The organism is Adlercreutzia caecimuris B7 (genome assembly GCF_000403355.2).
In the GTDB taxonomy this organism is placed as follows: Bacteria; Actinomycetota; Coriobacteriia; order Coriobacteriales; family Eggerthellaceae; genus Adlercreutzia; species Adlercreutzia caecimuris.
Genome location: NZ_KE159646.1, coordinates 2,131,440 through 2,156,504, shown reverse-complemented (window position 1 = coordinate 2,156,504; position 25,065 = coordinate 2,131,440). Strand labels below are relative to the sequence as shown.

Annotated in this window: 20 protein-coding genes; 13 read left to right on the top strand and 7 right to left on the bottom strand. The window is 63.1% G+C overall.

Annotated elements, in window-relative coordinates; translation table 11 throughout:
- Positions 1–89: 89 nt before the first annotated feature.
- On the bottom strand, positions 90–716 hold the full coding sequence (locus C811_RS12730; protein WP_022926611.1) for a 4Fe-4S cluster-binding domain-containing protein: 627 nt from the start codon (positions 714–716) through the stop codon (positions 90–92).
- A gap of 313 nt (positions 717–1,029) precedes the next feature.
- Between C811_RS12730 and C811_RS12725 the strand changes: the two genes are divergently transcribed.
- The 10 genes from C811_RS12725 to C811_RS12680 all read left to right on the top strand — a co-directional run bounded on the left by C811_RS12725 (position 1,030) and on the right by C811_RS12680 (position 14,438).
- Positions 1,030–1,887, top strand: coding sequence for an FHA domain-containing protein (locus C811_RS12725; RefSeq protein ID WP_016310066.1), 858 nt, complete (start codon positions 1,030–1,032; stop codon positions 1,885–1,887).
- A gap of 39 nt (positions 1,888–1,926) precedes the next feature.
- On the top strand, positions 1,927–2,340 hold the full coding sequence (locus C811_RS12720; RefSeq protein WP_016310065.1) for an FHA domain-containing protein: 414 nt from the start codon (positions 1,927–1,929) through the stop codon (positions 2,338–2,340).
- Positions 2,340–3,626, top strand: a complete 1,287-nt coding sequence (locus C811_RS12715) for a Stp1/IreP family PP2C-type Ser/Thr phosphatase (RefSeq protein ID WP_016310064.1) — start codon at positions 2,340–2,342, stop codon at positions 3,624–3,626. Before C811_RS12720 ends, C811_RS12715 begins: the two co-directional genes overlap by 1 nt.
- A 7-nt stretch (positions 3,627–3,633) precedes the next feature.
- Positions 3,634–6,417, top strand: coding sequence for an FtsW/RodA/SpoVE family cell cycle protein (locus C811_RS12710; protein ID WP_016310063.1), 2,784 nt, complete (start codon positions 3,634–3,636; stop codon positions 6,415–6,417).
- A 97-nt stretch (positions 6,418–6,514) separates the two neighbouring features.
- Complete coding sequence (gene pknB, locus C811_RS12705; protein WP_051127447.1) at positions 6,515–8,584, top strand: Stk1 family PASTA domain-containing Ser/Thr kinase; 2,070 nt, start codon at positions 6,515–6,517, stop codon at positions 8,582–8,584.
- A 118-nt stretch (positions 8,585–8,702) separates the two neighbouring features.
- Positions 8,703–9,503, top strand: coding sequence for a mechanosensitive ion channel family protein (locus tag C811_RS12700; RefSeq protein ID WP_016310061.1), 801 nt, complete (start codon positions 8,703–8,705; stop codon positions 9,501–9,503).
- 357 nt (positions 9,504–9,860) lie between these two features.
- Complete coding sequence (locus tag C811_RS12695) at positions 9,861–11,513, top strand: ABC1 kinase family protein (RefSeq protein ID WP_016310060.1); 1,653 nt, start codon at positions 9,861–9,863, stop codon at positions 11,511–11,513.
- A gap of 283 nt (positions 11,514–11,796) precedes the next feature.
- Positions 11,797–12,267 carry a universal stress protein gene (locus C811_RS12690; protein WP_016310059.1) on the top strand — a complete coding sequence of 157 codons (471 nt, stop codon included), beginning with the start codon at positions 11,797–11,799 and terminating at the stop codon, positions 12,265–12,267.
- Positions 12,268–12,450: 183 nt separating this feature from the next.
- Entirely contained in the window at positions 12,451–13,614 is a 1,164-nt protein-coding gene (locus tag C811_RS0103905; RefSeq protein ID WP_016310058.1) for a hypothetical protein, read from the top strand.
- A gap of 140 nt (positions 13,615–13,754) precedes the next feature.
- Positions 13,755–14,438, top strand: a complete 684-nt coding sequence (locus C811_RS12680; RefSeq protein ID WP_016310057.1) for a PspA/IM30 family protein — start codon at positions 13,755–13,757, stop codon at positions 14,436–14,438.
- Between the two features lie 219 nt (positions 14,439–14,657).
- Here C811_RS12680 and C811_RS12675 read toward each other — a convergent pair whose 3' ends face one another.
- On the bottom strand, positions 14,658–15,713 hold the full coding sequence (locus C811_RS12675; protein ID WP_016310056.1) for an ATP-binding protein: 1,056 nt from the start codon (positions 15,711–15,713) through the stop codon (positions 14,658–14,660).
- Between the two features lie 77 nt (positions 15,714–15,790).
- Here C811_RS12675 and C811_RS12670 point away from each other — a divergent pair, with 77 nt between their 5' ends.
- The gene (locus C811_RS12670) at positions 15,791–16,225 is read left to right on the top strand and encodes an acetate and sugar kinases/Hsc70/actin family protein (RefSeq protein WP_016310055.1); all 435 of its coding nucleotides are present in this window, start codon (positions 15,791–15,793) and stop codon (positions 16,223–16,225) included.
- Between the two features lie 74 nt (positions 16,226–16,299).
- On the opposite strand, the gene C811_RS12665 is transcribed toward C811_RS12670, so the two are convergent.
- Positions 16,300–17,613 (bottom strand): ATP-binding protein, encoded by a 1,314-nt coding sequence (locus C811_RS12665; protein WP_016310054.1) that lies wholly within the window; start codon positions 17,611–17,613, stop codon positions 16,300–16,302.
- Between the two features lie 176 nt (positions 17,614–17,789).
- Positions 17,790–18,674, bottom strand: coding sequence for a LysR family transcriptional regulator (locus tag C811_RS12660; RefSeq protein WP_016310053.1), 885 nt, complete (start codon positions 18,672–18,674; stop codon positions 17,790–17,792).
- Positions 18,675–18,968: 294 nt separating this feature from the next.
- On the opposite strand from C811_RS12660, the gene C811_RS12655 reads away from it, so the two are divergent.
- The gene (locus tag C811_RS12655; protein WP_016310052.1) at positions 18,969–20,717 is read left to right on the top strand and encodes an FAD-dependent oxidoreductase; all 1,749 of its coding nucleotides are present in this window, start codon (positions 18,969–18,971) and stop codon (positions 20,715–20,717) included.
- Positions 20,718–21,000: 283 nt separating this feature from the next.
- On the opposite strand, the gene C811_RS12650 is transcribed toward C811_RS12655, so the two are convergent.
- Genes C811_RS12650 through C811_RS12640 form a run of 3 tightly spaced genes read right to left on the bottom strand, consistent with a single transcriptional unit; the run spans position 21,001 to position 23,593 of the window.
- A complete protein-coding gene (locus C811_RS12650) occupies positions 21,001–21,846 on the bottom strand; it encodes an amino acid ABC transporter ATP-binding protein (protein ID WP_016310051.1) in 846 nt (281 codons plus the stop codon).
- Complete coding sequence (locus C811_RS12645; RefSeq protein WP_016310050.1) at positions 21,836–22,633, bottom strand: amino acid ABC transporter permease; 798 nt, start codon at positions 22,631–22,633, stop codon at positions 21,836–21,838. Before C811_RS12645 ends, C811_RS12650 begins: the two co-directional genes overlap by 11 nt.
- Before the next feature lie 6 nt (positions 22,634–22,639).
- A complete protein-coding gene (locus tag C811_RS12640) occupies positions 22,640–23,593 on the bottom strand; it encodes a transporter substrate-binding domain-containing protein (protein WP_016310049.1) in 954 nt (317 codons plus the stop codon).
- A 495-nt stretch (positions 23,594–24,088) separates the two neighbouring features.
- Between C811_RS12640 and C811_RS12635 the strand changes: the two genes are divergently transcribed.
- Entirely contained in the window at positions 24,089–24,418 is a 330-nt protein-coding gene (locus C811_RS12635) for a hypothetical protein (protein ID WP_016310048.1), read from the top strand.
- Positions 24,419–25,065 lie beyond the last annotated feature (647 nt).

Genomic DNA, 25,065 nt, shown 5'->3' with positions numbered 1-25,065 from the left:
GCTGGGCGTCCTCATGTTGCTTCGATAGTGAAATTTCTATTTCACTATTACAACTACTATTTTGAGAGTGCGGCAATAGCCGAGGCTCTCTACCAGTTCGAGGGCTTCTCCAGGTTGAAGTCGGTGGGCTGCCAGAGGGTAACACTGCCCGTGCGGCGGGTGGCAGGTACGTCGATGAGGCGCTGGTTGGAAGAGCCGCACCACTTCAGCTCCAGCGACTTGCGGGATTCCACAAAGGGGCCGTCCACCAGCACGTCGATGGCATCCAGCAAATCTCCTACGGCCAGGTCGGCGGCAATGCCCGCGGCGAGCGCTTCCCCGGCCAGGCCGGCTTCCTCGCGCCGCGTGCGTTCGGCCCGGGCCGCGGCGGCTCGCTTCGCCAGGTCTTCGTACAAGTATCCCGTGAACGACCACACGCCGTAGCCGCGTTCCTTCAACGCGCGGGCCAGCACGGCACAGGCCTCCGGTTGCTCGAAGGGCTCGCCGCCCGAGAGGGTCACGTCGTGCACGAGGCCATTGGCCTCGATGTCGGCCAGCAGGTCGCTGATGGCCGTGACGGTGCCGCCTTCGGCCGGCTGGCTTTCGGGGTTGTGGCATCCCGGGCAGCCGTGGGAGCAGCCCTGCACGAACACGGCATAGCGCAGCCCCGGCCCGTCCACAATGGAGTCGGGCACGGTGCCGAACAGGGATATGGTCAGGTCGTTCACGTCGCTCATGGGGTCCTCGTTCATCGTGCGGGCCTCGCAGCCCGAGGCGCTTGTATCGGTTACGGGCCATCATTATAGGCTGCGCGGGCACCTCGTGTTCCGCAACACAAAGACGGCACGAAACCGTCGCCTCCGCCTTGCTTACCTTGCCGCACGGCGCCGCCCTGCTGCAGAGGATGCCTGCATCGGCTGTCCGCCCCGTTCCCTGTGACGATTGCGTAAGGTTGGGCGCTTGTTGACCAAGCGACGAAGGGTTTGTGGCAGAATATGCGGATGTGCAAATTAGTCGCAGCTTAAACATGGTAGATACAAGGAGAAGCACATGGGACTCCTCTCAAGGTTCGAAGGCAAAATGGAAGACACCGTGGAAGGTGCCGCCGACCGCATGGGCGCGGCCCCGCTGTCTCCCGTGCAGATTGCCAAGAAGGCCGAGAAGCAGATGCGCCGCGAGAAGATGGTCGGCGCAGGTAAGCAGTATGCTCCCACCCTGTACACCGTGCTCGTGAACGCCGACGACGATCGGCGCCTTCTCGGCTATTACCCCACGCTTGCCGGCGAGACTGAGACGTACCTGTCCGCGAAGGCCGCTGAGTCGGGCCTCGTTATGGACGGCCAGCCGCTTGTGCGCTTCATCGTGGATGACGATCTGCGCCACGGCAAGTTCGACGTTATTGCCGAGATGGTGGCCTCTCCCTTGGTCGAGCAGCTGCGCCAGGAGGAATACGCCCGCTACGGCATTCTGAATCAGGGCGGCCCGGCGCGTCCTGCGGCTCCTGTCGGCTACGGTTACCAGGCTCCCGCGCCTGCCCCGGCTCCGGCGCCCCAAACCATGGACTTCAGCGCCCCTGCCGAGGTTGGCTACGATTACGACGACTACGTGGCCGACGAAGAGCCGCGCCAGGCCTACATCTACGACATCACCAACGACCGCGCCTTCACCCTTCCCGGCGACGCGGAGACCATCGGGCGCGAATCGAAGAACGACATCGTCATTCCCGATATCAACGTGTCGCGCGTGCATGCGGAAATCCGGCAGGACGAATCAGGCGCGTGGATTCTCACCGACCTGGGCTCCACCAACGGCACCTTCGTGAACGGCCGCCAGATCAAGTCCGCGGCCCTTTCCGATGCCGACCGCATTATCGTGGGCACCACCAACCTCGAATTCCAGCTCATCTAGCCGTGCGTCCGCGGCCATTCGAGCTAAGGAGGATCTTCGGTGATTGATCTCGTACTGCTTATCGCGCGCCTGCTGTTCGTGGCGCTGCTCTATCTGTTCCTGTTCGCCATCATGCGCACGGGCATTGGCATGGTGAAAGGCTCCCGTAAGAAGGAGCGCACCTGGACCGTATCGGTGGAGCGCGGCCCCAAGGAGCTGCGCGGCGTGTCCATCGCGGTACACGGCCCCGTCATTGTGGGCCGCTCGCCGGGAGCCGATATCGTCATCGGCGCCGGCTACGTGTCGGGGCGCCACGCGCGCTTCCAGCTCATGGGCCAGAACCTCTTCGTGGAAGACCTGGGTTCGAAAAACGGCACAGCGGTGAACGGGCGGCCCGTTCACGACCCCGTGGCCCTGCGCGACAAGGATCTCGTCACCATCGGTGATGTCGATATTCGTGTGAGGAACCAGTAATGGCGCGCTCAAAGGGCCGAAAGAAGGCCAATTCCACCTTCGGCAGCCGTACCGATGTGGGCTGCGTGCGCGACCACAATGAAGACTCTCTGGCGGTGGCGCCCCCGCTGTATGTGGTGTGCGACGGCATGGGCGGCCACGCCGCCGGCGAGGTGGCCTCTGAGATCGCCGTAGATGTTATCTCGCAACGCTCGCCCGACCACGCCGATGCGGCCGCGCTCGGCCAGGCGGTGGAAGAGGCGAACCTGGCTGTTATCAAGGCGGCACGGGAGGGTGTGGGCCGTGCGGGTATGGGCTGCACCTGCACTGCCGCTATCCTGGAGAAGGAGCGCCTGGTCATCGCCCAGGTGGGCGACTCGCGTGCCTATCTGCTGCACCAAGGGAAGCTCCAGCAGCTCACCCGCGACCATTCTCTTGTGGCCGATCTTATCGAGGCGGGGCAGATTACCGAGGCCGAGGCCCGGGTGCACCCCCAGCGCTCGGTCATCACTCGCGCGCTGGGCAGCGATCCGCGCACCCAGCCCGACCTGTTCGAGATCAACGTGGAGGCAGGCGACCGTCTGCTTTTGTGTTCCGACGGCTTGTCCACCATGCTGGAAGACCCCGAGATCGAGAAAATTCTCAAGAACGCGAGCGATCCGCAGCGCTGCGCCGCGCAGCTCGTGAACGAGGCCAACGGTTTGGGCGGTTACGACAATGTGACTGTCATCGTGGTGGATGTGACCGGCCTGGCCGAGCAGCGTCAGCGTAAGATGACCCGCCGCGCTCGCGCGACGGCTATCATGCTCGGCGTGCTGTTGGTGGCGGTGCTGGCCGGGTGCGTGTACGGATTCAACTACCTGGCGACCAATTCCGCCTATCTGGTCGATCAGAATGGAAAAGTAGCTATTTATCAGGGAGTTCCCGGAGAGTTGTTTGGCTTTTCGGCCCACAAGCTCGTGCGCGCCACCGAGGTTTCCACCGACGATCTGCAGCCGGGAACGGCCAATCGCCTGCGTGAAGAGGGCATCAAAGTGGACAATCTGGACGCCGCCGAGTCGCTGGTGAAGGAATACGAGACCGAAATCGCCGAACGTCGCACCGCCGACGAAGCTGCTGCTGCCGAGGCCGCTGCGGCTGGGCAGCAGAGTGGCAGCGCCGATGCGCCGCCGTCCTCTGACGGGGCGGTACCCGGGGGAGCCCAGCCTGATGGCGGCGCTCCGACCTCCGGCGACGCCGCTCCAGCTGACGAGAGTGCGCAGCCTGCGGCGACGCCCGCAGCCGACCCGGCGCAACCTGCGAGGTGATGCGCTCGTGACGCGCCGCAACATAGAGCTGCTGCTTCTCGTCATTGCCTCGCCCATCGTCATCGTGCTGTTCGCGATGATGGTGGTCACGGGCGGTCAGGAGCTTTCCGTGAACACGCTGGGGGTTCCCCTCGGCATTTTCGCGGCCTTCATCGTGGCCCATCTGGCCGTGCGTTGGCTCGCGCCTGCGGCCGATCCGGCGCTTTTGCCCATCACATTCGCGCTCTCGGGTATCGGCATCGCCTTCGTCACGCGCATTTCTCCTGATCACGCTGTTGGTCAGGTTGTCTGGCTGTTTATTGGCGTGGCCCTGCTCGTGGTCACTCTGGCGCTTGTGCGCAATCTCGACAAGCTGGCCGGGTTCAAATACACCCTGGTGATCGTCGGCATTTTGCTGCTGCTCTCGCCCATGATTCCCGTCATCGGCACCGAAATTAGCGGCGCTCGCCTGTGGCTGCGCTTTGGCAGCTTCACCTTCCAGCCCGGTGAGATTGCCAAAATCCTCATCGTGTTCTTCATTGCGGCCTATCTGGCGGCCAACCGCGAGATGCTGTCGGTGTTCACCCAGAAGGTGGGTCCGGTGCACCTGCCCAGCCTGCCGACGCTGCTGCCCCTCATTATCATGTGGGCGCTCGCCTTCGTGGTGGTTGTGCTGGAGAAGGACCTGGGCTTGGCTCTTGTGCTGTTCAGCGTGTTCGTCATCATGCTGTACGTGGCCACGGGCAAGAAGATGTATCTGGTGGTGTCCATCGGCCTTGCTGCAATTGCGGCCGTGGCGCTTTATGGCATCATGGGCCATGTGCGCACCCGCGTGGAAATTTGGCTCGACCCCTTCGCCTACGCCCAGGAGGGCGGCTTCCAGTTGGTGCAGTCGCTGTTCTCCATCGCCGATGGCGACCTGTTCGGCACCGGCATCGGTCGCGGCATGGGCGGCGGCCCGGTGTCCGCCGGCGGTATTCCCGTGGCCGAGAGCGACTTCATCTTTCCTGTCATTGCCGAGGAAGCGGGCCTTATGGGCGCAGCGGGCATGCTGCTGCTGTACCTGTGCTTCGCCATTCGCGGCATCGTGACGGCGGCCCGAGCCAAGTCCGATGTCAGCTCCTTCACGGCCGTGGGCCTTACCTCCATCATCGTGCTCCAGGCCTTCATCATTGTCGGCGGCGTCACCCGCCTTATCCCCCTGACGGGCATCACGCTGCCCTTCGTCAGCCAGGGCGGCTCGTCGCTCATCGCCAGTTTCATCATTTTGGCCTGCCTTCTGCGTTGCGGCGACGAGGGCACGGGTGTGGGCGAGGAAATGCGCCAGACCGGGGCCATCGGCGCCCACGGCGGAGATGCCGTGCTCGGGCGTGTGGCGCTCGGCAAACGCCTTACCGGTACGATGATCATCTTCTCGGCGCTGTTCGCCGTGCTCGTCGCCAACCTCACTTACCTGATGGTGTTCAAGGCGCCGGAGTATCAAGCTATGCCCAGCAACAACCACACTATCGCTCGCCAGGCGAAGATGGAACGCGGCACTATTTCCACCGTTGACGGGGTGGTGCTGGCCCAATCGGTGCTTCAGGATGACGGCGGCTACCGTCGCGAGTATCCTGCGGGCGATTTGGCGGCCCATGTGGTGGGCTACTCGTCCCAGAAGTTCGGCACCGCCGGCATCGAGGCGGCCTACAACGACACGCTGCGCGGCGAGCAGAACTTCGCGAGTTTCACCGATGTGGTGAACTCTCTGGCGGGTATTCAGACGAAGGGCAACGACGTTACCCTGACCATCGACTCCAAGATTCAGCGGGCGGCTCAGGAGGCTCTGGCCGGCAAAGTGGGTGCCATTGTGGCCATGAACCCGGAAACCGGCGCCGTGTACGCCCTGGCTTCCTCGCCTACCTACGACGCCTCCGACTACGAGGCGTTGCTGACCGCGGCGGCCGACAACAGCACTGATTCGTCGGAGCTGTACAATCGCGCCACCCAGGCCCTGTACGCTCCGGGCTCCACGTTCAAGACGGTCACCTTGGCCGCCGCCCTGCAAGACGGTATCGCCAAGGCCGACTCCGTCTACGACTCGCCCGGCGAGATGGACATCGGCAACGCGCCGGTCACCAACGTGAAGAAGCGCTCCTACGGCAAGATCACTCTGGCCCAGGCCATGTGGTATTCCTCGAACACCGTGTTCGGCCAGGTGGGCGTGCAGTTGGGATCCGACCTGCTCGTGAACATGGCGTGCAGTTTCGGCTTCAACGAGCAGATTGACTTCGATTTGCCCCTGGCCATGTCGCTCATGCCTAATCCCGATGAAATGACCGAATGGGAGACGGCGTGGGCCGCCTGCGGCGAGCCGGTGGGCGAGCACGAGAGCCCAGCTGGTCCCCAGGCCACTGTCATGCAGATGTGCATGGCGGGATCGGCTATCGCCAACGAGGGGGCCCTCATGAAGCCCTACCTGGTGGACGGCATTTACAACGCCAACGGCGAACGGGGCTTCACGCCTATTCCGATGAAGCTGAAGCAGGCCATCGACAAGAAGACGGCCGAAGAGGAAATCGAAGTGATGAAGGGCGTGGTGACCGAGGGTACCGGTTCGCGGGCGGCTATTGATGGCGTGTCCGTGGCTGGCAAGACGGGCACCCACGAGCGTGGAGACGGCGACGACGACAGCTGGTTTGTGGGCCTGGCCCCGGCCGACGACCCGAAGGTCGTGGTGGCGGTGGCCATCGAGCGCGGCGAGTCGGGCGCGGGCGCCAGCGCGGCCCATGACGTTATGAAGACAGCTCTCGAAGTGACGGGGGCGCTATAGTAGAATGAAGGAACTTACGCGAGTCCATAGACACACAGCAACGCAAACGCAGCAGATGGAACGTTAAGGAGCAACGAAAGTGACCGGACAGGGAACCATGACAGGCAAGGTCTTCAACGGCCGTTACGAGATAAAAGACCGCATCGGCATCGGCGGTATGGCCGAGGTGTACCGAGCCCAAGACAGCACGCTTGGCCGTGTGGTGGCTGTGAAGGTGATGCTGCCGCAGTTTGCGGCCGATCCCTCGTTTACCCAGCGTTTCCGCCAGGAAGCGGCTTCGGCGGCGAACTTGCAGAGCCCTTATATCGTGAACGTGTACGATTGGGGCCATGATGACGACACCTACTTCATCGTCATGGAGTTCGTGCGCGGATCCGACTTGAAGACTGCTATCCAGCAGCGCGGTGCCATCAACCAGCGCAAAGCCGCCGAGATCGGCAGCCAGGTGTGCCAGGCGCTGACTGTGGCCCACAATCAGGATATCATCCATCGCGACATCAAGCCCCAGAACATTATGGTGCAGCCCGACGGCAACGTGAAGGTGATGGACTTCGGCATTGCCCGGGCCAAGAACTCCGTGAACGACAAGACCTCGGCGGTGTTGGGCACCGCGCACTATATTTCGCCGGAACAGGCCCAGGGCAAAGACCTCACTGCGGCCAGCGACATCTACTCGCTGGGTATCGTGCTGTACGAAGCGGCTACGGGCAAGCTGCCCTTTGACGGCCCCGATGCCGTGTCGGTGGCCATGCAGCAGGTGAAGGACGAGCCCACCCCGCCGTCGGCCATCAACCCCGATATCGACCCCGATCTCGAGGACATCATCATGGTGGCCCTGGCGAAGAACCCCCAGGCCCGCTTTGCCACGGCCAACGATATGCGCATGGCCCTGAACGACTATCTGGCGGGTCGTCCCGTGACGCTGCCGGGGGGCGCCGGTTTCACGAGCGCCCGCACCCAGATGATAGGCGCTCCTGTGGGTGTGAACACCGCTGCGGCCACGGCCGTTATGGGCGGCGTGGCGCCGGTGGATGGCACCCAGGCCATGCCCGTCATGCACGGGGGCGCGACGAGTCCCAGCGCCACGGGCAGCTTCCAGGCCACGAGCTATCGTGACTCCCATACAGCCCCGAAGAGCAAAAAGCCGCTGATCATTGCCATTGCAGCCGTGCTCGCTGTCGCGCTTATCGCGGGCATTGCCTTTGCTCTGGCGGGCGGCGGCGCAACCGGCGAGATGGTGGACGTGCCCAACGTGACGGGCAAGACCCAGCCTGAGGCCAAGAGCGAGCTGGAACGTGCCGGCTTCGAGCTCGGCGTGGTGAGCAGCACCTTCGATGAGAATGTGGAGCCGGGGCTGGTTATCAGCCAGGACCCGACGGGCAAGGCGGCCAAGGGGTCCAAGGTGAACCTCGTGCTGTCCCAGGGGGATGAGACCGTCTCGGTGCCCGACTTCTATAAGATGACGCCCGATCAGGCCAAGGCGGCTGCCGAGGAGGTGGGCTTGAAGGCCGTGGAGCGGGAGAGCGGCTACTCCGACTCCGTGGAAGACGGCCACATTATGGATCAGAGCCCCTCGGCGGGCTCCTCGGTGGCGAAGGGTACGGAGATTGAGTACGTGGTGTCGCGCGGCACCGAGCTGGTGCAGGCGCCCAACGTGATCGGCTCGACCGAAGAAGAGGCCAAGAGCAAGCTGCAGGCCGAGGGCTTCGGTGTGGATGTGCGCCACGACTACAGCGACAAGGACAAGGGCACCGTGTTCAAGCAGGATCCGCTGAACGACAAGGTGAAGCCTGGTTCCACGGTGAAAATCACCGTGAGCGACGGCCCCGAGGAGAATGAAGTGCCCGATGTGTCGAGTGGGAATATGTCCGAATCCAAGGCCACGAGCACGCTGAAGAACGCCGGCTTCAAGGTGAGCACCGATTCTGCCTACAGCAGCAGCGTTCCCAAGGGGAACGTGATCAGCCAGAGCCCCTCCGGCGGCACTGCGGTGCCTGGCTCCACGGTGACCATCGTCATCAGCGATGGTCCCGAACCTACCCAGGAGCCCACAACGCCCACCACCCCTGACGAGCCGGAGCCGACGCCCACGCCCAGCCCCGACGACACCGACCCGGGTGCCGATACGCCCGACGACCCCGACGACGCCCAAGCCCCCGCTAACTAGCCGCGCGCTCGGCAAAACAGCAGCCTCCACGGCAACGGCGCGCTGTTTCTGCAACAATACGATGAAGGCCGGCGACCTCCTTCCTGCAGGTGGGAGGTCGCTCCTATAATAAGGAGCCATGGAGCAGTTGTTCGGCATATTCGATTCGTTCATCCATGAGGACTGGTTCACCGCTGCGCTCGGTGCCGCGATCATTCTCGCTATCACGTTTGTGGTGTCCCGCATCACGGTATCGTTTATGCGCCGTCTGCTGAACCGCACGACGCTGCTGCCCTCCAGTTCCATCTTCATCAATTTGGTGCGCGTCATTGTGTGGGTCATCGGCGTGGGATGCGTGCTCTCCATTTGCTTCAACGTGAACGTGAACGCCATGATCACCGGCCTGGGCGTCGTCGGTATTGCCATCTCCCTGGGTTTTCAGGACACGCTCTCGAATCTGCTCGGCGGTTTGCAGGTCAGCCTGTCGCGTTCCGTGGAACCGGGCGATAACATTCGCATGGGGCCTTCGGGGGTGAGCGGCGTGGTGCAGGATGTCACCTGGCGCTACACCTCTATCGTCGACAGCTCCGGCAACCGCATTAACATTCCCAACTCGCTCATGACCTCAACAGCGGTGGCGAAGCTGTCCCCCATTACCGATGTCTCCATCAATTTGGTGGTCACCACCAACAGCGAACGACTCACGGCGGCAGCCCACCATATCGAGGATGCGGCCGAGAAGGCCGTGGCGCGGGTGAGCAAGATCAAGAAAAAGCCGCAGGTCAGCTTCAGCGCCATTACTGATTACGGGTTCCAGGGGAGTCTCAGTTTCACTATAGCCGATGCGAGCAAGGTGGGGCCGGCGAAGGACGCGGCCATTCGCGCCATTGCGCCCTACGTGCACAATCATCTGGCGGAAGAGGCGACAGACGCTCTGTAGGAAGTAAAGCCGGCAAGCTCAGAGACGGAAAGATAAAATGCCCCGCCCCCGCCAGAGGATGAACCCACCTCACAAGGTGGGTGCTCGCATCTGGGATCCTGGCTTTCGTATCAACGGACACGAATCTCCATTCCACCAGCTTCTAAAGCTCCCTCAGTTCAATACGTCGGTCCATCGCAGTGTATGGCGGGAACAGGACTTGAGTTAAGTATACGCGAAGTTGTGCCGAGGGAAAGTCTTGACAAAAACTGTTACCTAGGTTTTCCCCTTCGCGGCAACGACTCGGCACCAAGTCAATAGTTCACCAGCAAGGTCCACTTTCCGCACGATAGTATGAGCGGGCGGAAAGGAGGGCCTATGGCCACGTTCGAGGAATTTCTAAAGGTCGCCGAGATTTCCCTGAAGGACAAGACCTCCCACAAGCGCATGGACGAGATTATCCACATCATGCGCGAGTACCACGTGCTGCGCGGGCTTACTCCCGAGCGGGCCGTCGAGGTGCTTCAGGCCCTCGGGCCCACCTATGTGAAGATCGGCCAGCTGGCGTCGAACCGCTCCGATCTTTTGCCCAAGGCCTACTGCGATGCCTTCGAGCGGCTGCGCGACGACGCGAACCCCATGGCCTTCGACCAGGTGATCGAGCAGATCGACCGTGCCTACGGGAAGTCGTGGCACGAAGTGTTCGCCTCCATTGACCCGAAGCCCTTAGGGGCCGCCTCCATCGCCCAGGTGCACAGGGCCGCCCTCCTCGACGGCACTACGGTGGCCGTGAAGGTGCGCCGACCCGGTGTGGCCGAGTCCATGGCCGAGGACATCATGCTCATGAAGCACCTGCTGGCCTTGGGGGAGTTCGCCTCCAACGCCCACCGCGATATGCTGCTGTCGCTGGAGGGCTTCGTGGAGGAGATCGAGCGCACCACGGCCAACGAGGTTGATTTCACCCAGGAGCTGGGCAATCTTGTGCGCTTTCACGGCGAGCTGGCCAATGAGGAGGGGGTGACCTCGCCGGTGGCCTATCCGGCCTATTCCACCGAATCGGTGCTCGTCATGGAATTCGTGCAGGGCGTGGAAATCTCCGACACGGCCGCCCTGCGCAGCCGGGGCATCGATGTGGACGCCCTGGCCGGACGGGTGTGCCAGAGCTACGTGACCCAGGTGCTCGACAACGGGTTCTTCCACGCCGACCCGCACCCGGGCAACATTCTCGTGCGTGATGGTGAGGTGGTGTGGATCGACCTGGGCATGGTGGGCACGCTCACGGTTTCGGAGCGTATGCTCGTGGGCAAGGCGTTCACGGCCGTGGCCACCGGCAATGCCTATCTGCTGAAGGAAGCGGTCATGGGGCTCGTGCGGGCGACGGGGCCGGTGGATCACGGGGCCCTGCTCGCGTCGCTGTCGCGTCTTCTGGCCAAGTACAGCACCGCCGAGCTGGAGGAGATCAACGTGGGCACGGTGCTCACCGAGGTCATCGAAGTGCTGCGCGACCAGAATATGGTGATGACCTCGTCGGTAACCATGCTCGCCCGCGGCTTTGTGACTCTCGAGGGGGTTATCGCGCAGATTTCGCCGTCCACCTCGGTTATTGAGATCGTGTCCAAGCACGTCATTGCCCAGCAGGGCGATCCGAAGATGCTCGGCACGCGGGTGCTCGATCTGGTGGTGTCGAGCGCCGCCTCGGTGGAGGCTCTGGCAAAGCTGCCCACCCAGCTGTCGAACACGTTGGAAATGGTGGATCGCGGCCAGATCAAGGTGAACGGCTCCGTCGATGTGTCTTCCCGTATTCTGGCCACGGCCTACGCCTCGGTGGGGCGCCTGTCCCTGGCGCTGCTGTCGGCGGGGCTGTTCATCGGGTCTTCCATTGTGTGCACCACCGCCATGCAGCCGCGGTTTTTGGACGTGCCCCTGCTCGGCGTGCTCGGCTACCTGGGCGCCTTCGTGCTGGGAGGCTATACCGTGTTCCGCATCATGGTGTCGCGCCACCGCCTGCTCAACGACGAGGAACCGCGATAGAGGGTCGGCGGCCATGCTGTCGGGCACGAGGGCACAGGCCGCCGGCGCGGGCGAGGTTGTGGGGCCGATGGTGTTTCTGCGTTACACCGGTGCTGCTCGTTTGATGGGGTGTACTGTGCAGCGCAGCCTGCCTTCTTTGACGAGGAGCGTACTGCGTAACGCCGCGTCTACAGCTTTCCGGAGCCGCGGGCGGGGTGGCGGCGCGTGATAAAATGACCCTGCAACTTATTTATTGTGAGTTGGCGGGTTAGCATTCGCGAGACCCGGGGAATAGGAGGCCGTTATGTACAAGAAGATTCTCGTCCCCTACGACAAGTCCGAGCCGGCCCAGCACGCGCTGTCGGCGGCCCTCGATCTGGCTGCCGGGGTGCCCGACGCCCAGATCACCGTGCTCTCGGTGGTGGATTGGCACGACTTCAACGCCGAGACGTTCAAAATTGCCTCGCGCATGTCCGGCGTCATGGGAGATGCCATGGACATGAATGTGATGGCCGAAGTGGAAAGCGAGGCCATCAAGGCCGACACCGACGCCATTGCCGAGAGCATCGCTTCGCTGGTGGGTGATGCAGCCGGCGTGGGTATCGCCGTGGTGAACGGCTCGCCCCACGACTCCATCACCGCCTATGCCGACGAGGGCGCCTACGATTGCATCGTCATGGGCCACCGCGGTCTGGGCGCGGTGCGGGGCATGCTCGGCAGCGTGTGCTACTCGGTGCTGCACAAGACGAACGTGCCGGTGCTCATCGTGAAATAACGAAGCGCTGATTAAGGTCGACGAATTGGACAAAAAGCGACGGTTCTCGTAGTTTGAGATGCAAAAAGCTACGAGAACCGTCATGTTTTGACCGAAAAGGCCGGAAATTAAGGGATGCGACTACGAAAACCGTTCCTTTTTGGCCATTTGAGGCATGCGAACTGAGCAAGGCGAGGAAGACCTATGGGTAGATCAGGTGGTGGCGGGTTTTCCGGCGGAGGCTTCTCCGGCGGGGGCGGTGGCTTCGGCGGCGGAGGAGGCTTTTCGCGCGGCCCGCGCGGCGGTGGCCGCTCGGGTGGGCCGGGCTTGGGCGGCGGTCGTTCCAATGGCGGCTTCGGCGGGTATCCAGGCGGCTATTACGGTGGAGGCTTCGGGGGCAGCAGCTTCTGGGGCGGTTTTCTTGGCGGCCTGATGGGCTCTAGTCGTGGCGGGGGCGGCAGTTCCGTGCCGCCGCAGATGCCCCCGCAGCCGAGCGGCCCCCAGCAACCGGGTTCGGGCGGCGGCCCGAATGCGCCGCAGCCAGGATCGCCTCAGGGAGCCTCGCCGAATGGCGGATGCGGCTCTGTTTTCATCGTCATCGCGGTTCTTTTGCTGGTGGCGTTACTGGTCGTGGGCTTGGGCGGCGGCGGGTGCTCAAGCTCGTCGGTGGCCGCATCTACGGTGGAGCGCGTGGCCCTTGAGCCAGGCGTTGCCCAGGAAACGGGATACTTCACCGATGAAGACGGCGACTGGATTCACAACACGGCCGTGCTTCAGAAAGGTCTGCGCCATTTCTACGAGGAAACGGGAGTGTGGCCCTATGTATATGTGCTGCCCAACGGCAGCGTGACGTCCACGTCCCAGCTCACCACCATGGCTCAGGAGCTTTACGGCCAGCTGTTCAACGACGACGGCCATTTCCTGCTGGTCTTCTGCGATAACAACGCGGGTGGATTCAACTGCGGTTACTGGGCCGGCAGTCGCGCTCGCACGGTGATGGATGACGAAGCGGCCGAGGTGCTGGCCGATTATCTGTGGAAGTACTACCAAGAGGCACCCACTGAGGAAGAGGTCTTCTCGGAGGCTTTCAGTGATACGGCTGACCGTATCATGACGGTGACACCCTCGCCGGTGCCGATTATCGCGGTGTGCGCTGCGGTGATAATTGTCGCCGTCGTCGTGTTCGTCATCGCGCGGAACCGGCGCCTGGCGAAGCAGCGGGAGGCCGAGCGCATGCAGGAGATTCTGAATACGCCGCTGGAATCCCTCGCCGATGCCGAGCTGGCGGATTTGGAAAAGAAATACGCCTCTTCGAATGGGGGGTCCGACGCGCCGCCCGTGCAGCCCACGAGGCCGTCGCAACCCTAGGAATTGCCGCGGCAGCGTCGGTGGTCCGGCGCGAAAGCCGTGAGGAAGAGACCTCCGCGCCCGCTGGCGCTTGCCGACAACGTCCCGCTTCCGCGCGGGGCAACCGAACCGGGCCGATTCGGCCAGATAGGAGATGCACCATGGGTATCCTCGATCGCTTCACCTCCATCGTGAAGGCGAACATCAACGAGCTGCTGGACAAGGCGGAAGACCCCGAGAAGATGGTCGACCAGTACCTGCGCGAGATGACCGAGTCCCTCGCCGAGGTGCGCGAGGCCACGGCCGGCGTCATGGCCGAGGAGCGTCGCTGCAAGAAGCTCGTGGACGAGAACCGCGCCGAGATGGAGAAGTACGAGGAGCTGGCCCGCAAGGCCCTGGCTGCCGGCAACGAGGCCGATGCCCGGGTGTTCCTGGCGAAGAAGCAGGAGCTGGCCGGGCGCAGCGAGGGGCTTGTCGTGGCCTTTGAGGGCGCCAAGGCCAATGCCGATAAAATGCGCCAGATGCACGACAAGCTGGTGGCCGATATCGATGAGCTGAACGCGCGCAAGGCTGCCATCAAGGCCAAGGCCGCCGTGGCCAAGACCCAGTCCAAGGTGAACGAGATGACCTCCGCGAGCGATCGCGCCGAAGGTGCCCGCAGCGCCTTCGACCGCATGGAGGCCAAGGCCGACGAGATGCTCGATCGCGCCAACGCCGTGGCCGAGCTGTCCGAGAAGCCGGCCGACCCCACCGAGGACTTGGCCAAGAAGTATGCCGAGGCCGGTGCCACCGCCGCTGTGGACGACGACCTGGCCCGCCTCAAGAAGGAGATGGGTCTGGAATAGCGCCGCACCTCGCTTCCGCGAAATGCACCTGAGGGCCCCCGATCGCCTTGCCGCGCGGTCGGGGGCTCTGCTGTTCCAAAAGCTAAAGTGAAACCTGGGGAAAGACGAAGCACTCAGGTGAGAGCCAGGTGCTATGGATGCGGCGGGGCGCAGCCGCCCGCCAGAGCAGATTCGCCTTACCCCGGGCTCTCCCGCACGTATTCCTTGAATCCCGGCAATTCAACGGTGTAGCGGCTTTGGCCCACATCTCCTACCACGCCAGCTTCGATGAGGCGCTTCTTGTACTTCGAGGCGTAGTTGCTCTGCACCCCCCATGCGCTTGGCAATGTCGGCAAGGGTACTGGGACCCTCGTCGGGCAGCATGGCCTCCAAAAAGCGCAGGTCACCGTTGGAGAGCTCGCGATAGGTTGCCGCCAGAACGCCGTCGCGCAATTCGTTGGTAGCGAGGCGAATGCCCCTCTGCGCATCTTCAAGGGCAATGGGGCTCGCGAGCGATTCTTCCCACATCCAATAGCCGACAAGCTGCAACATGTAGGGGAACCCGTCGATCGCCGCAACCGCCGCCGCCATGGCGTCTTCATTGATGGTCGCGCCCTCGTCTGCAAGGGTTTTGCGCAGGGCAACCTCGACGTCCGCGTTGCCGATACGTCCGATATGGCGGTGTCGGGCGCGGCGGAGAAACGACACGATCTTGCTTGAAACCATAGCCGACACCTCCGAGGGAAGGCCTGCCATGACGAGGGCCGCAGGTTCCCCCTCGGTCAGAAAATGCTGAAATGCTTGTGTGAGCGTTTCCAACTCCGCGCAATTCCGCTGAACTTCGTCGACGGTTATCAGGATTCCCGATCCGTAAGGTTCGAGCTGGGCGAACAGTCTGTTCATCTGAGTGCGCCAATTTCCCGCGTAGGGCGTGCCCTGATCGAATTCAACGGCGAAGTTCGATCCGATGGATAGCGACTTAATACGCGTAGGAGTGGAGGGGTCTATCAGGTCGGCTGCCGCTTCTTGCAGGCGCTCGATGACATCGACGAGCATCCCGTCGTTGGCGGTAACCTGGGCTACGATCCATCCGTGGGCTGTCGCCTCTTGGCCGATGCTTCCCAAAAGCGCGGTCTTCCCCGTTCCTCGGGGCCCTACGAGCATGGTGACGAGATCGGGGCTCGTTCTTCCCTCGTCGGCAAGCGCCTTGGCCATGGCAGTCAGAAGGGATCCTCTTCCAGCGAAGTGGGCCGGTATTCGACCGAAAGAGGGAGTGAAGGGGTTGGGGGCTTCCATGGATTCCCTTTCGCATCTTTCGCAAAGTTTCGCAACATTCGCAAGAAGGCTATAGGACTGGTAGGCGCGTTTTCTGTTTGGGGAGACATGCCGAAGCGCACGATTTGGGCGAGGTGCTGTCTCTCTGCCACAAGACGGGAGGGTTCGTCAGCCTGACGGGCACCTCGGATGCCATCGAGCTTACCGAGCGAGTGGCGGGTGGTGACGAGGCCTGCCGCCTCGCTTGGGATGCTATGATCTATCAAATCGGAAAAGCCATCGGTTCCATGGCCGTCGTGCTCGAAGGACGGGTGGACGGGATCTTGCTCGGCGGAGGCATGGCCCACTCCGAGGACTTGGTGCAGCGCTTGCGCGATACCTGCGCGTGGATCGCCCCGGTAACTGCTTATCCCGGCGAGTTCGAGATGGAGGCGATGGCCGCCGGCGCCCGCCGAGTGCTGTCGGGGGCTGAAGAGCCCAAGCGCTATACGGGCGACCCGGTCTGGAATCCGCCGACGTGCTGGATCGACTAGGTCGAAGCCGACGGGAAAAGCAGGGTAGGGCGGTCTTTTCGGGAGGGCTGCCCTTGCGCTTTGCGGCTTAGTGCCTAGGGGGCCAAGCTGGCGATCGGGATGACGCAGACGCCGTCGTCGCGAACATAGGCGTGCTGGCCGAGCCCCTCCACCACCGCCAGAAACGCGGGGGGCTCCGTTCCGACGGCTTCCATCTTGGCCTTGAGGCGCAGGAGATTTTTAGCGGCTTGGTCTGCCTGGTTGTGCCCGAGCTTTATTTCGAGCGCTGCCCACTTTCCGTCATAGGACTCAATGATCGCATCTACCTCGAGATCGGTGTTGTCCCGATAATAGCGAACCTGAGCCTCGGAGGCTTCGGCGTATACCAGCAGGTCGCGCAGGCAAAGGCACTCGAAAAGGAACCCGAAGGCGTTGAGGTCGCCAAGGAGCTTCTGCGGCGTGGCGCCAAGGATGGCTGCCGGCAGGGAAGGATCGACGTAGTGGTATTTGGGCCGCTTGTTGATGCGGATCGAAGATCGCAGGTTCGGAGACCATCCAGGGATTTCTTCAATAACGAAGATTCGTCGAAGGGCCTGAAGGTAGTCGTCGACTGTCTCTTTGGAAAGTGCCTCGTTCGTTGCGTCAGCGGTCATGTCCCGAATCATGGTTTTGGTAGTTGCCGCCTGCTCCGCATTGCGGGCGAGCGAATGCAGGAGCCGACTGATTTTCTGCGGATCGCGGGCCACATTGTCGACCCGTGAGAGGTCGTCTTCGGACACCTGCCGCACGTAGCTGCGGGCAAGTCGCGATGCTCGACGCAACTCCATATTCTGGACAGCGGGCCAGCCGCCACAGATGACGATGTCGCATAGATCTTCCAAGGACATGGGAAGGGCGTTGCCGTCGGGCCTTTCTCCGTTGAAAAGTCCTCGCAGCGATATGGTCCCCGAGGATCGGCCTGCTTCGAAGAGGGTCATGGGCCTCATACGAACCTTTTCGATGCGGCCAACGCCGCTATGGTGAGGTTTGGCCTTGCGAGGAACGGCGGATCCCGTGAGTATGAACGTATCCCGCTTGCCGCTTCTATCGACGGCGTTGCGGACGGCGTCCCAGAGGGAGGGAACCTCTTGCCACTCGTCGATGAGGCGGGGGTGGGCGCCTTGGAGTGCCTGGTGGGGAGACAAGCGGGCCAGTTCCTGGTTTTGGAAGGCCCCCTCGGTATCGAGCAGGCATATTTCGCTGTTGCTGAGACTACGCGCCGTCCATGTCTTTCCGCAGTATTTCGGACCCTCGATGCATACAGCGCCGAAGTCTTCCATATTTTCGTAAATGAATCTATCGAGAACCCGAGGTTCGTAGCCTGCGTTGATGAGGTTTCCACGCTGGGGTTCTGTCGGCACTGCGATCATTGAACCTCCCGGTTATCTAAGGAAATGATAAAGACGAAGAGATTTCTACTCTTCTTTTTTCAACCAGTCTACTCTTCTTTTTTCAACCAGTCTACTCTTCTTTTTTCAAGGGCTTGCCAGGGTGGCGAAGCCGGGGCAAGGACTCTGTGCTCTCGGAAGTGTTCCGAACGCGGGCTCTATCCTTCTAGATATTCCCAGAATGCAAGGGCGGCTGGCGAGAGCGGGTCGCCCTTGCGTTTGACGGCATAGGTGCCGAAGGGGACATCGGGGCGCAGGGTGACGGGTACAAGGGGGTAATCGGGAATGGGCTCGACGTTCTCGCTGGGTGGCAGGCCGAACATGAGCGCGTCGTTTTGTAGGGCAACGCCAGTAAGCAGATCGATGTTTGACGTGGTCATGAGCACATTTGGCGCAACGCCGAGCTCGGCGCAGGTTTCCATGAAATAGCGGTGCAGATGGTCGCGCTTACCGAAGGTGACGAAGGGCTGGCCGTCCAGATCGCGGGCCTCAAGATGGTCGCGCCGGACGAGGGGGTTGGCGAGGGGCACGTGCACGTAGGTGCCGGTTTCCACGATGAGGGCGTAATCGAAGTCGCCCAGGTACGCAGGGGCCGATCCCACGATGCCGATGTCGGATTCGCCGGATTTCACCATGGAAAGGGCCACATCGGTGGGGGAGCTCTCCACGGAAAGCAGCATGTTGGGATGGCTCTCGGCGAAGCGGTCGATGAGGTCCTTCGGAAGCGTGAGCGCTGCGCCGGGCACGAGCGACACCGATAGCTGAGGCACTCGCTCGCTCCGGCCGCCCTCGCCGAGGTAGCGACGCTCCAGGGCGCGATAGGCCTCTACCACTGGCCGAGCGTCGGCCATGAGGGCGCGGCCGGCTTCGGTGGCCTCCAGGGCTCCATCGCGGTTGGCGATGAGCGCCTCGCCTAGCTCCTGCTCCAAATTATGAACGGCCTTGCTGAGCGCCTGGCGCGTAATGAACAGCTCGTCGGCGGCCTTGGTGTAACTGCGCAGGCGCGCAACGGCAATGAAATAGTCCAACTGGCGAATGTCCACGGCTTCCCTCCCCTGTGGCTGTGGCATCGGGCCGGCGATGTTCCGGCCTCCTTTCTTATTACCGCAACCGCGCGGCTCAAGGCAAGCAAAAAACGGTTGCGGGAAGGCAATCGGAAGGTGCTTTGTCAGGAAGCGGCTCGCGGCTAAGATCGGCATTGTTCGTTCCGGCGCAGCTTTGCGAGAAGCCGGGCGAGCGGAAAGGGCCGCCGAGGGGGCGGCTGAATCCACGGTTCTCGGATGCGGGGCTGCGACTGTCGGAGCCGCCGTGCGAGGCCAGAGTCATTGGAGGGAACTATGACCCAGAGCAATTTCTCCCGTCGCGACTTCTTTAAGATCGGCGCCGTGGGCGCCGCTGGTGCCGCCGCAGCGGGCCTTGCCGGCTGTGCGCCCGCGGGCGACAAGGCCGCCGGTACCGCCGACACCGGTGCCGCTGCTGGCAGCGAAGGTGCCGTCAGCACCAACGATGTGGTGCTGAAGCTTGGTGACGAGCTGCCGAAGTGGTCGTTCATGGTGGCGCCCGATCCCATTCCCGAGGATCAGATTACCGAGGTGAAGGAGAACGATATCATCGTCGTGGGCGCCGGTATGTCGGGCCTGACCACAGCCGTTGCCGCCGCCGAGAAGGGCGGGAAGGTGACGCTGTTTTCCGCTTCTAGCGGTCCCATCAGCCGCGGCGGCTCCAACTACGCCCGCAACTCCAAGGTGATGGAGGAGCTGAAGGTGGAGCCCTTCAACCCGACGCCGTTCTACTACCATGAGATGCGCGCCGCCTCCTTCGCCGTTGACCAGCGCAAGTGGATGCGCGGCTACAATGAGTCCGAAGAGGCCATGAACTGGATGATCGACATCGCCAATGAGGCGGGGCTGCAGGTCATCCTCGAGCGCGACAACAATTTCGATCTGGGCCCCCACTACGCCCATGCCTTCTCGACGCTGGGCGACTCGGCCATGGTGTCCACGGGCCAGCAAGGCGCCGTGGAGGCCCTTGAGAAGAAGGCCTTGGAAAACGGCGTGGAGATTATCTACGACATGAAGGCCGAGCAGCTTATCCGCGAGGACGGTGGTCGTGTGACCGGCGTCGTGGCCAGCAAGATCAACGGATCGGGCGAGGGCTACGTGCAGTTCAACGGCAAGTACATCGTGCTGGCCACGGGCGACTACTCCACCGATAAGGAGATGCTTGCCTGCTACTGCCCCGAGGCGCTGCAGTACGTTGGCTTCGAGCAGGGCGAGACCGACTACAACACGAGCTTCCAGATGGGCGGCATCTACGGCGGCGACGGTCAGAAGATGGGCCTGTGGATCGGCGCGGCCTGGCAGCACGCGCCGGCGGCTCCCATGTACCAGGGCGGCTGGGGCGGCGGCCATGAGCCCTGCGGCTTCCACTGGGGTCTGAACGTGAACACCCGCACCGAGCGCTACCAGCGCGAGGACGTGTCGGCTCCCTACACGGCCCACTATCTGCTGTCCCAGCCCGACAACATCGCCTACGGCATTTGGACGAAGAACTACCCGCAGACGATCATCGATCGCGGCCAGGAGTGGTTCCTGTTCGGCAGCGACTACACCCTGCCGCCGAAGACCGCCGAGGAAATGATCGCCATCTGGGACGCCGGTGTGGAAGAGGGCTCCTACTACAAGGCCGACACGCTGGACGAGCTGGCCGGGCAGCTTGATCTTGACGCTGCGAAGCTGAAGGAGGTCGTGGCCCGCTACAACGAGCTGTGCAAGAAGGGGGTCGACGAGGACTTCTACAAGGATCCCACCTACCTGGTGGAAATCGAGGAGACGGGCCCCTACTACGCCGCGAAGAACACCTGCACGTTCATGACCATCATGGGCGGTTTGCGCACGAGCGCGGACATGGAGGTGTGCGACGAGGACGACGAGCCCATCCCGGGTCTGTTCAACGTGGGCTGCATGGTGGGCGACATGTACGCCAACGAGTACAACTTCGCCATCCCCGGCAACAGCTACGGCATCAACTGCCTCACCTTCGGCTACACGCTCGGCCATCGCCTGGCCGCCGGCGACTTCGAGTAGCGGTAGCCAAGCGCTGACGGGGTGGCCGGGTGCGAGCGCGTCGGCCGGTACAAGCAATTGCCGGTCGCCGAGCCGCCGACCCCGCACGAGCACGAAACCATACCCTCCCTTAACGCGGGCGTCCCTCGGGGCGCCTGCGTTTTTTTGGTGCCAGCAATAGTTGGTGAGGGACGCGTTGCTTCAGAAGTTCATGATTTCTCATAGACTTTGGAAGTTGGAAGACGCAGAGTGAGCCGGTCGCGTCTTTCGCAAACTTTTGCAACTTTCGCAAGGAGGTTTTTCCCTACCAGCTCCATTCCAGAAGGCGGCTGAGGAAGCGTTGCAGCTCGGGGGTTTCGGGGTGCTCGAAGACGCGCTCACTCGGGCCGTATTCCGCCAGGCGGCCGCCGCAGAGGAACGCGACGGCGTCGCAGGCGCGGCGGGCGAAGCCCATCTCGTGGGTGACGATAATGAAGCGAGTGCCCTCCTCGGCCAGATCGCGCACCACATCGAGCACCTCGGTGGTGAACTCGGGATCCAGCGCGCTTGTGGGCTCGTCCAGCAAAAGCAGCCGCGGTCGTGCGGCGAGGGCCCGGGCGATGGCGACACGCTGCTTCTGGCCGCCCGACAGCTGCGCGGGCCGCTTGGCGGCGGCATTGGCGAGCCCCAGGCGTTCGAGCAGCTCGCGGGCGCGCTTTTCGGCGGCGGCCGGAACCATCTGGTGCACCACGCGCAGGGGTAGCGCCACGTTCTCCAGCGCGCTCATGTGGTGGAACAGCCCGCTGTCCTGGAAGACGAATCCCAGGGTGGCTCGATAGGCGCGCAGGCTCTTCTCGTCGGTGCCGATGGGCTGCCCGTCCACGGAGACGGTGCCGCACGTAGGCGCCTCCAGGCCCCCGATGATGCGCAGCAGGGTGGACTTGCCGCCGCCCGACGGCCCTATGATGGCCAGCGCCCGCACATCCTCGTCGAAGCTGATGCCGTGCAGCACCTCGGTGCCGTCGAAGGACTTGCTCAGGTTCGCCAACGTCAGCCGCAGGGGCATGCCTGCGCTGGCAGCCGTCCTAGCGTCTCGCCCGCCCGCGTTCTGGCTGCCCGCGTCCGGCCCGCCTGCGGCGGTCGGCTGCCCCGCTTCATGCCTAGTGCTCATAGTCGAGCCTCTTCTCGAAATGACGGCTCACGGCCATCAGCGGCAGGGTAAGCGCCAGGTACAGCGCCCCCAGTAGCAGGAAGCCGCCGAAGAAGTTGTAGTTCGTGGCCGTGATCTCGCGGATGGTCTGGGTCAGCTCGATGACGGCGATGACCGACAGAAGCGACGAATCCTTGATGATGGACGCCACCTGGCCCGTGAGCGCCGGCAGGGTACGGGCCACCAGCTGGGGCGCCACCACGTAGCGCAGGGTCTGGGCGCGGGTGAATCCCACGGCCCGGGCCGCTTCCAGCTGGCCGGCATCGAGCGACAGCAGGCTGCCGCGCAGGATCTCCGCGATATAGGCGCCTGAGAACAGCGACAGGATGATGATGCCCGCCAGCACGCGGTTATCCACGCCCCAGGCCGTTCCGATGATGTAGTAGAAGAAGTACACCTGCACGATGAGCGGCGTGCCCCGGATGATCTTCACGTACAGGTCGCACAGGTAGCGCACGGGCAGCACGCGCGTCCCCTGGCCGGCGGCCACCGCAACCCCGATGATGAGGCTTATGACCAGCGATGCCGCCGAGATGCCCACGGTCATGCAGAAGCCGTCCCAAATGCGCACGCGGTACTGGGCGATGAAGTCGAAGTTCAGCGCGATGCCCGCCGCCGCGAGCGAGGCCCACACCACGGCCACCACGGCCACGCACACGGCCAGGTAGTTGAGCACGGCCTTCGCCGCCGGCGCCGGCATGCCGGCACGGGCGGTGAAGGGACGGAAGAGGGCGGGCGTGCGAATCATGGCAGCCTACTCGAAATCGAAGAACCACTTGAAGCCGTACTCGTCGAAGGCCTTCTTCTCCTCGGCGAGGTACTTCTCGGTCAGGCGGTCGAACTCGCCATCGGTCTTCGACTGGGCGATGAAGGCGTTCAGCTGGTCGAGCAGCGCGGTGTTGCCCTTCTTCACGGCGATGCCCCACTCCTCGGCATCTTGGAAGGGAATGAACACCGCCTCGGTGGTGTCGGGGTTCGCCTGGTGGTTGCGGTAGATGGTCAGCTGGTCGTACAGGAAGCCGTCGGCCTTGCCCTGCACCACCTCGGTCACGCACGCGCTCTCGTCGGCCAGGCGCACGATCTCGGCGTTTGTGAGGTTCTTCGTGGCGTACACATCGCCGGTCGATCCGGTTTTCACGGCCACCTTCTTGCCCGGCTGGTTCAAATCGTCGATGGAGGCCACGCCGGAATTCGCGTTCGCCAGAATAGCCAGCTGGGCCATGGCGTAGGCATCCGAGAAGTCCACCGACTGCTTGCGCTCGTCGGTGATGGTCATGGAGCTGATGACCAGGTCGGCCTTGCCTGTCTGCAGCGCGGGGATGAGGCCGTCCCACGCGGTGTTCTCGATCTGCACGTCGTAGCCGTAGGCCGCGCCGAAGTCGCGGATGAAGTCGACGGCAAGGCCCTCGGGGTTGCCCGCGTCATCTTTCGTCTCGAAGGGCGGGTAGGCCAGCTCCATGGCCACGCGCAAGGTGGAGCCCTGGTCGGTGGCATTTCCATCGGCCGCTGGATCGGCCGTGCTATCGGCGCCCGCCCCGCCCGACGCGCAGCCGACCAGCATGCAGGCGCAGACGGCGAGAGCGGACAAAGCCAGTGCGACGGCATGGCGCAAGCCGCGTTTGCGGTCGCTCGGGTGCAGGTTGGGTGCGGTGCTCGCCGAAGAGATCGATGTGGCCGCCGCGTGAGCTTCGAAGATGGAAGGGTTCATGGGACGCTCCTTTGGAATTGCCGCGGGCAGTGGCTCGGCCCGCATTCGTTCGCATGGATTCCATGGTACGTCAGCCTCGCGATGACGAAGCATCGCTGATGCCAATCGTCAACGTTGCGATACGTTCGCGAGATCGGGGAAGAAGACAGAACCGTTTCCTTGCCATATGGTGCGGGCGTTCGGGGGCCCCTATAATGAGGAGAGGTGCCTCGTCACGCCTGGGCGGCTTCGAGAAAGGAGTTGCCTATGGATCCGCAAACCGTGATTGCCGTGTGCGATCTGATGCTTGTGGTGATCGGAATCATCGGGCTTGTTCTGATGAGGAAGGAGTGACGGACGGTGTTTGGCCAAAGAAGAAGCCGGGCCACCCGCTAAAGTAGTCCCGGCTTAATCAAACAACCGACGCCGCCCGGCAGAACGGGGCACCGTCTGTCTGCATTATAGCATGGAGGCTGTGGCGGCACAGCCCCTGTTTTGGTTCGGAAGGGAAACGTCATGGGCAGCAAGAAGCGCTCGGCATGGCAGAAGCAGAAGGCGCAGTTCGCCGCATCGCTCGGCGAGGGTGATTTGCTCGCAGAACTCGGCCTCGGAGGCGATTCCGACCACGATCCCTTTGCCCGGGAATCGGCTGCCCGTGCTGCGCGCGATGAGGCCCATGAAGCGGTTCTGCGCCGCAAGGCCTGCGAGCGCAAGAACCGCTATGCTAGCCGCTACGAGGCCGAGCTCACCGCCGCAGAGTGCGCCGAGCACGGCGCTCCGCCGCTGCACGTGTACCAGTGCCCCTACTGCAACGGCTGGCATCTCACCTCCAAGCCCGAGCGGTAGCGGCCCCACGCGGCGGATCCTGCCAGTGCAGTTCGGTCTCTGGCTCGCAGCTTGCCTGTACAAATCGACCCCCAGCTTGCATCAATGCATCAAAAGGCTCGATTTGCACAGGTGAATGCATGAAAACGGGCGATATGCACAGGTTTTGCGTGGTGGAGACCCACAAACCTGTACAAATCGGCCCGAAAAACGCATCGATGCATGATAGGTCCCGATTTGCACAGTTTCTCGGGGGGAAGACCCGCCGGAGTGCGTTATGCGGAAACATGCGGCGAGGCCAGGGCGGGGGCAGGGAAAGGTTCGACAAAAGATACAGCTACGAAGGGAATCGGAACCAGAGGCCGCTGCGTTGGGTAGCAGCGGCCTCTAGTAAGGGGAGGGTATAGGTAGGATCTAAAAAGCGGCTTGCCTCGCGGAGGGGTTCGGTGTTCCTGTAGTCCGGTCTGTTGTCGGCCATCATGTGCTCAGCGTATACGCCCACCCACTCGAAGAAGGCCAAGAGCCTGCGCGGATGGTCTCCGTGGTCGGACACGGGTTCGCCCCAGTCGCGCGGGTCGGTCGTTTTGAAGCTGCCTGACGGCTTGCGCGCTGCCCCGGTGATGCCCGCCCCTCCTCGGCGTCGGCCTTGTATTAGGATGCTGTTTCAT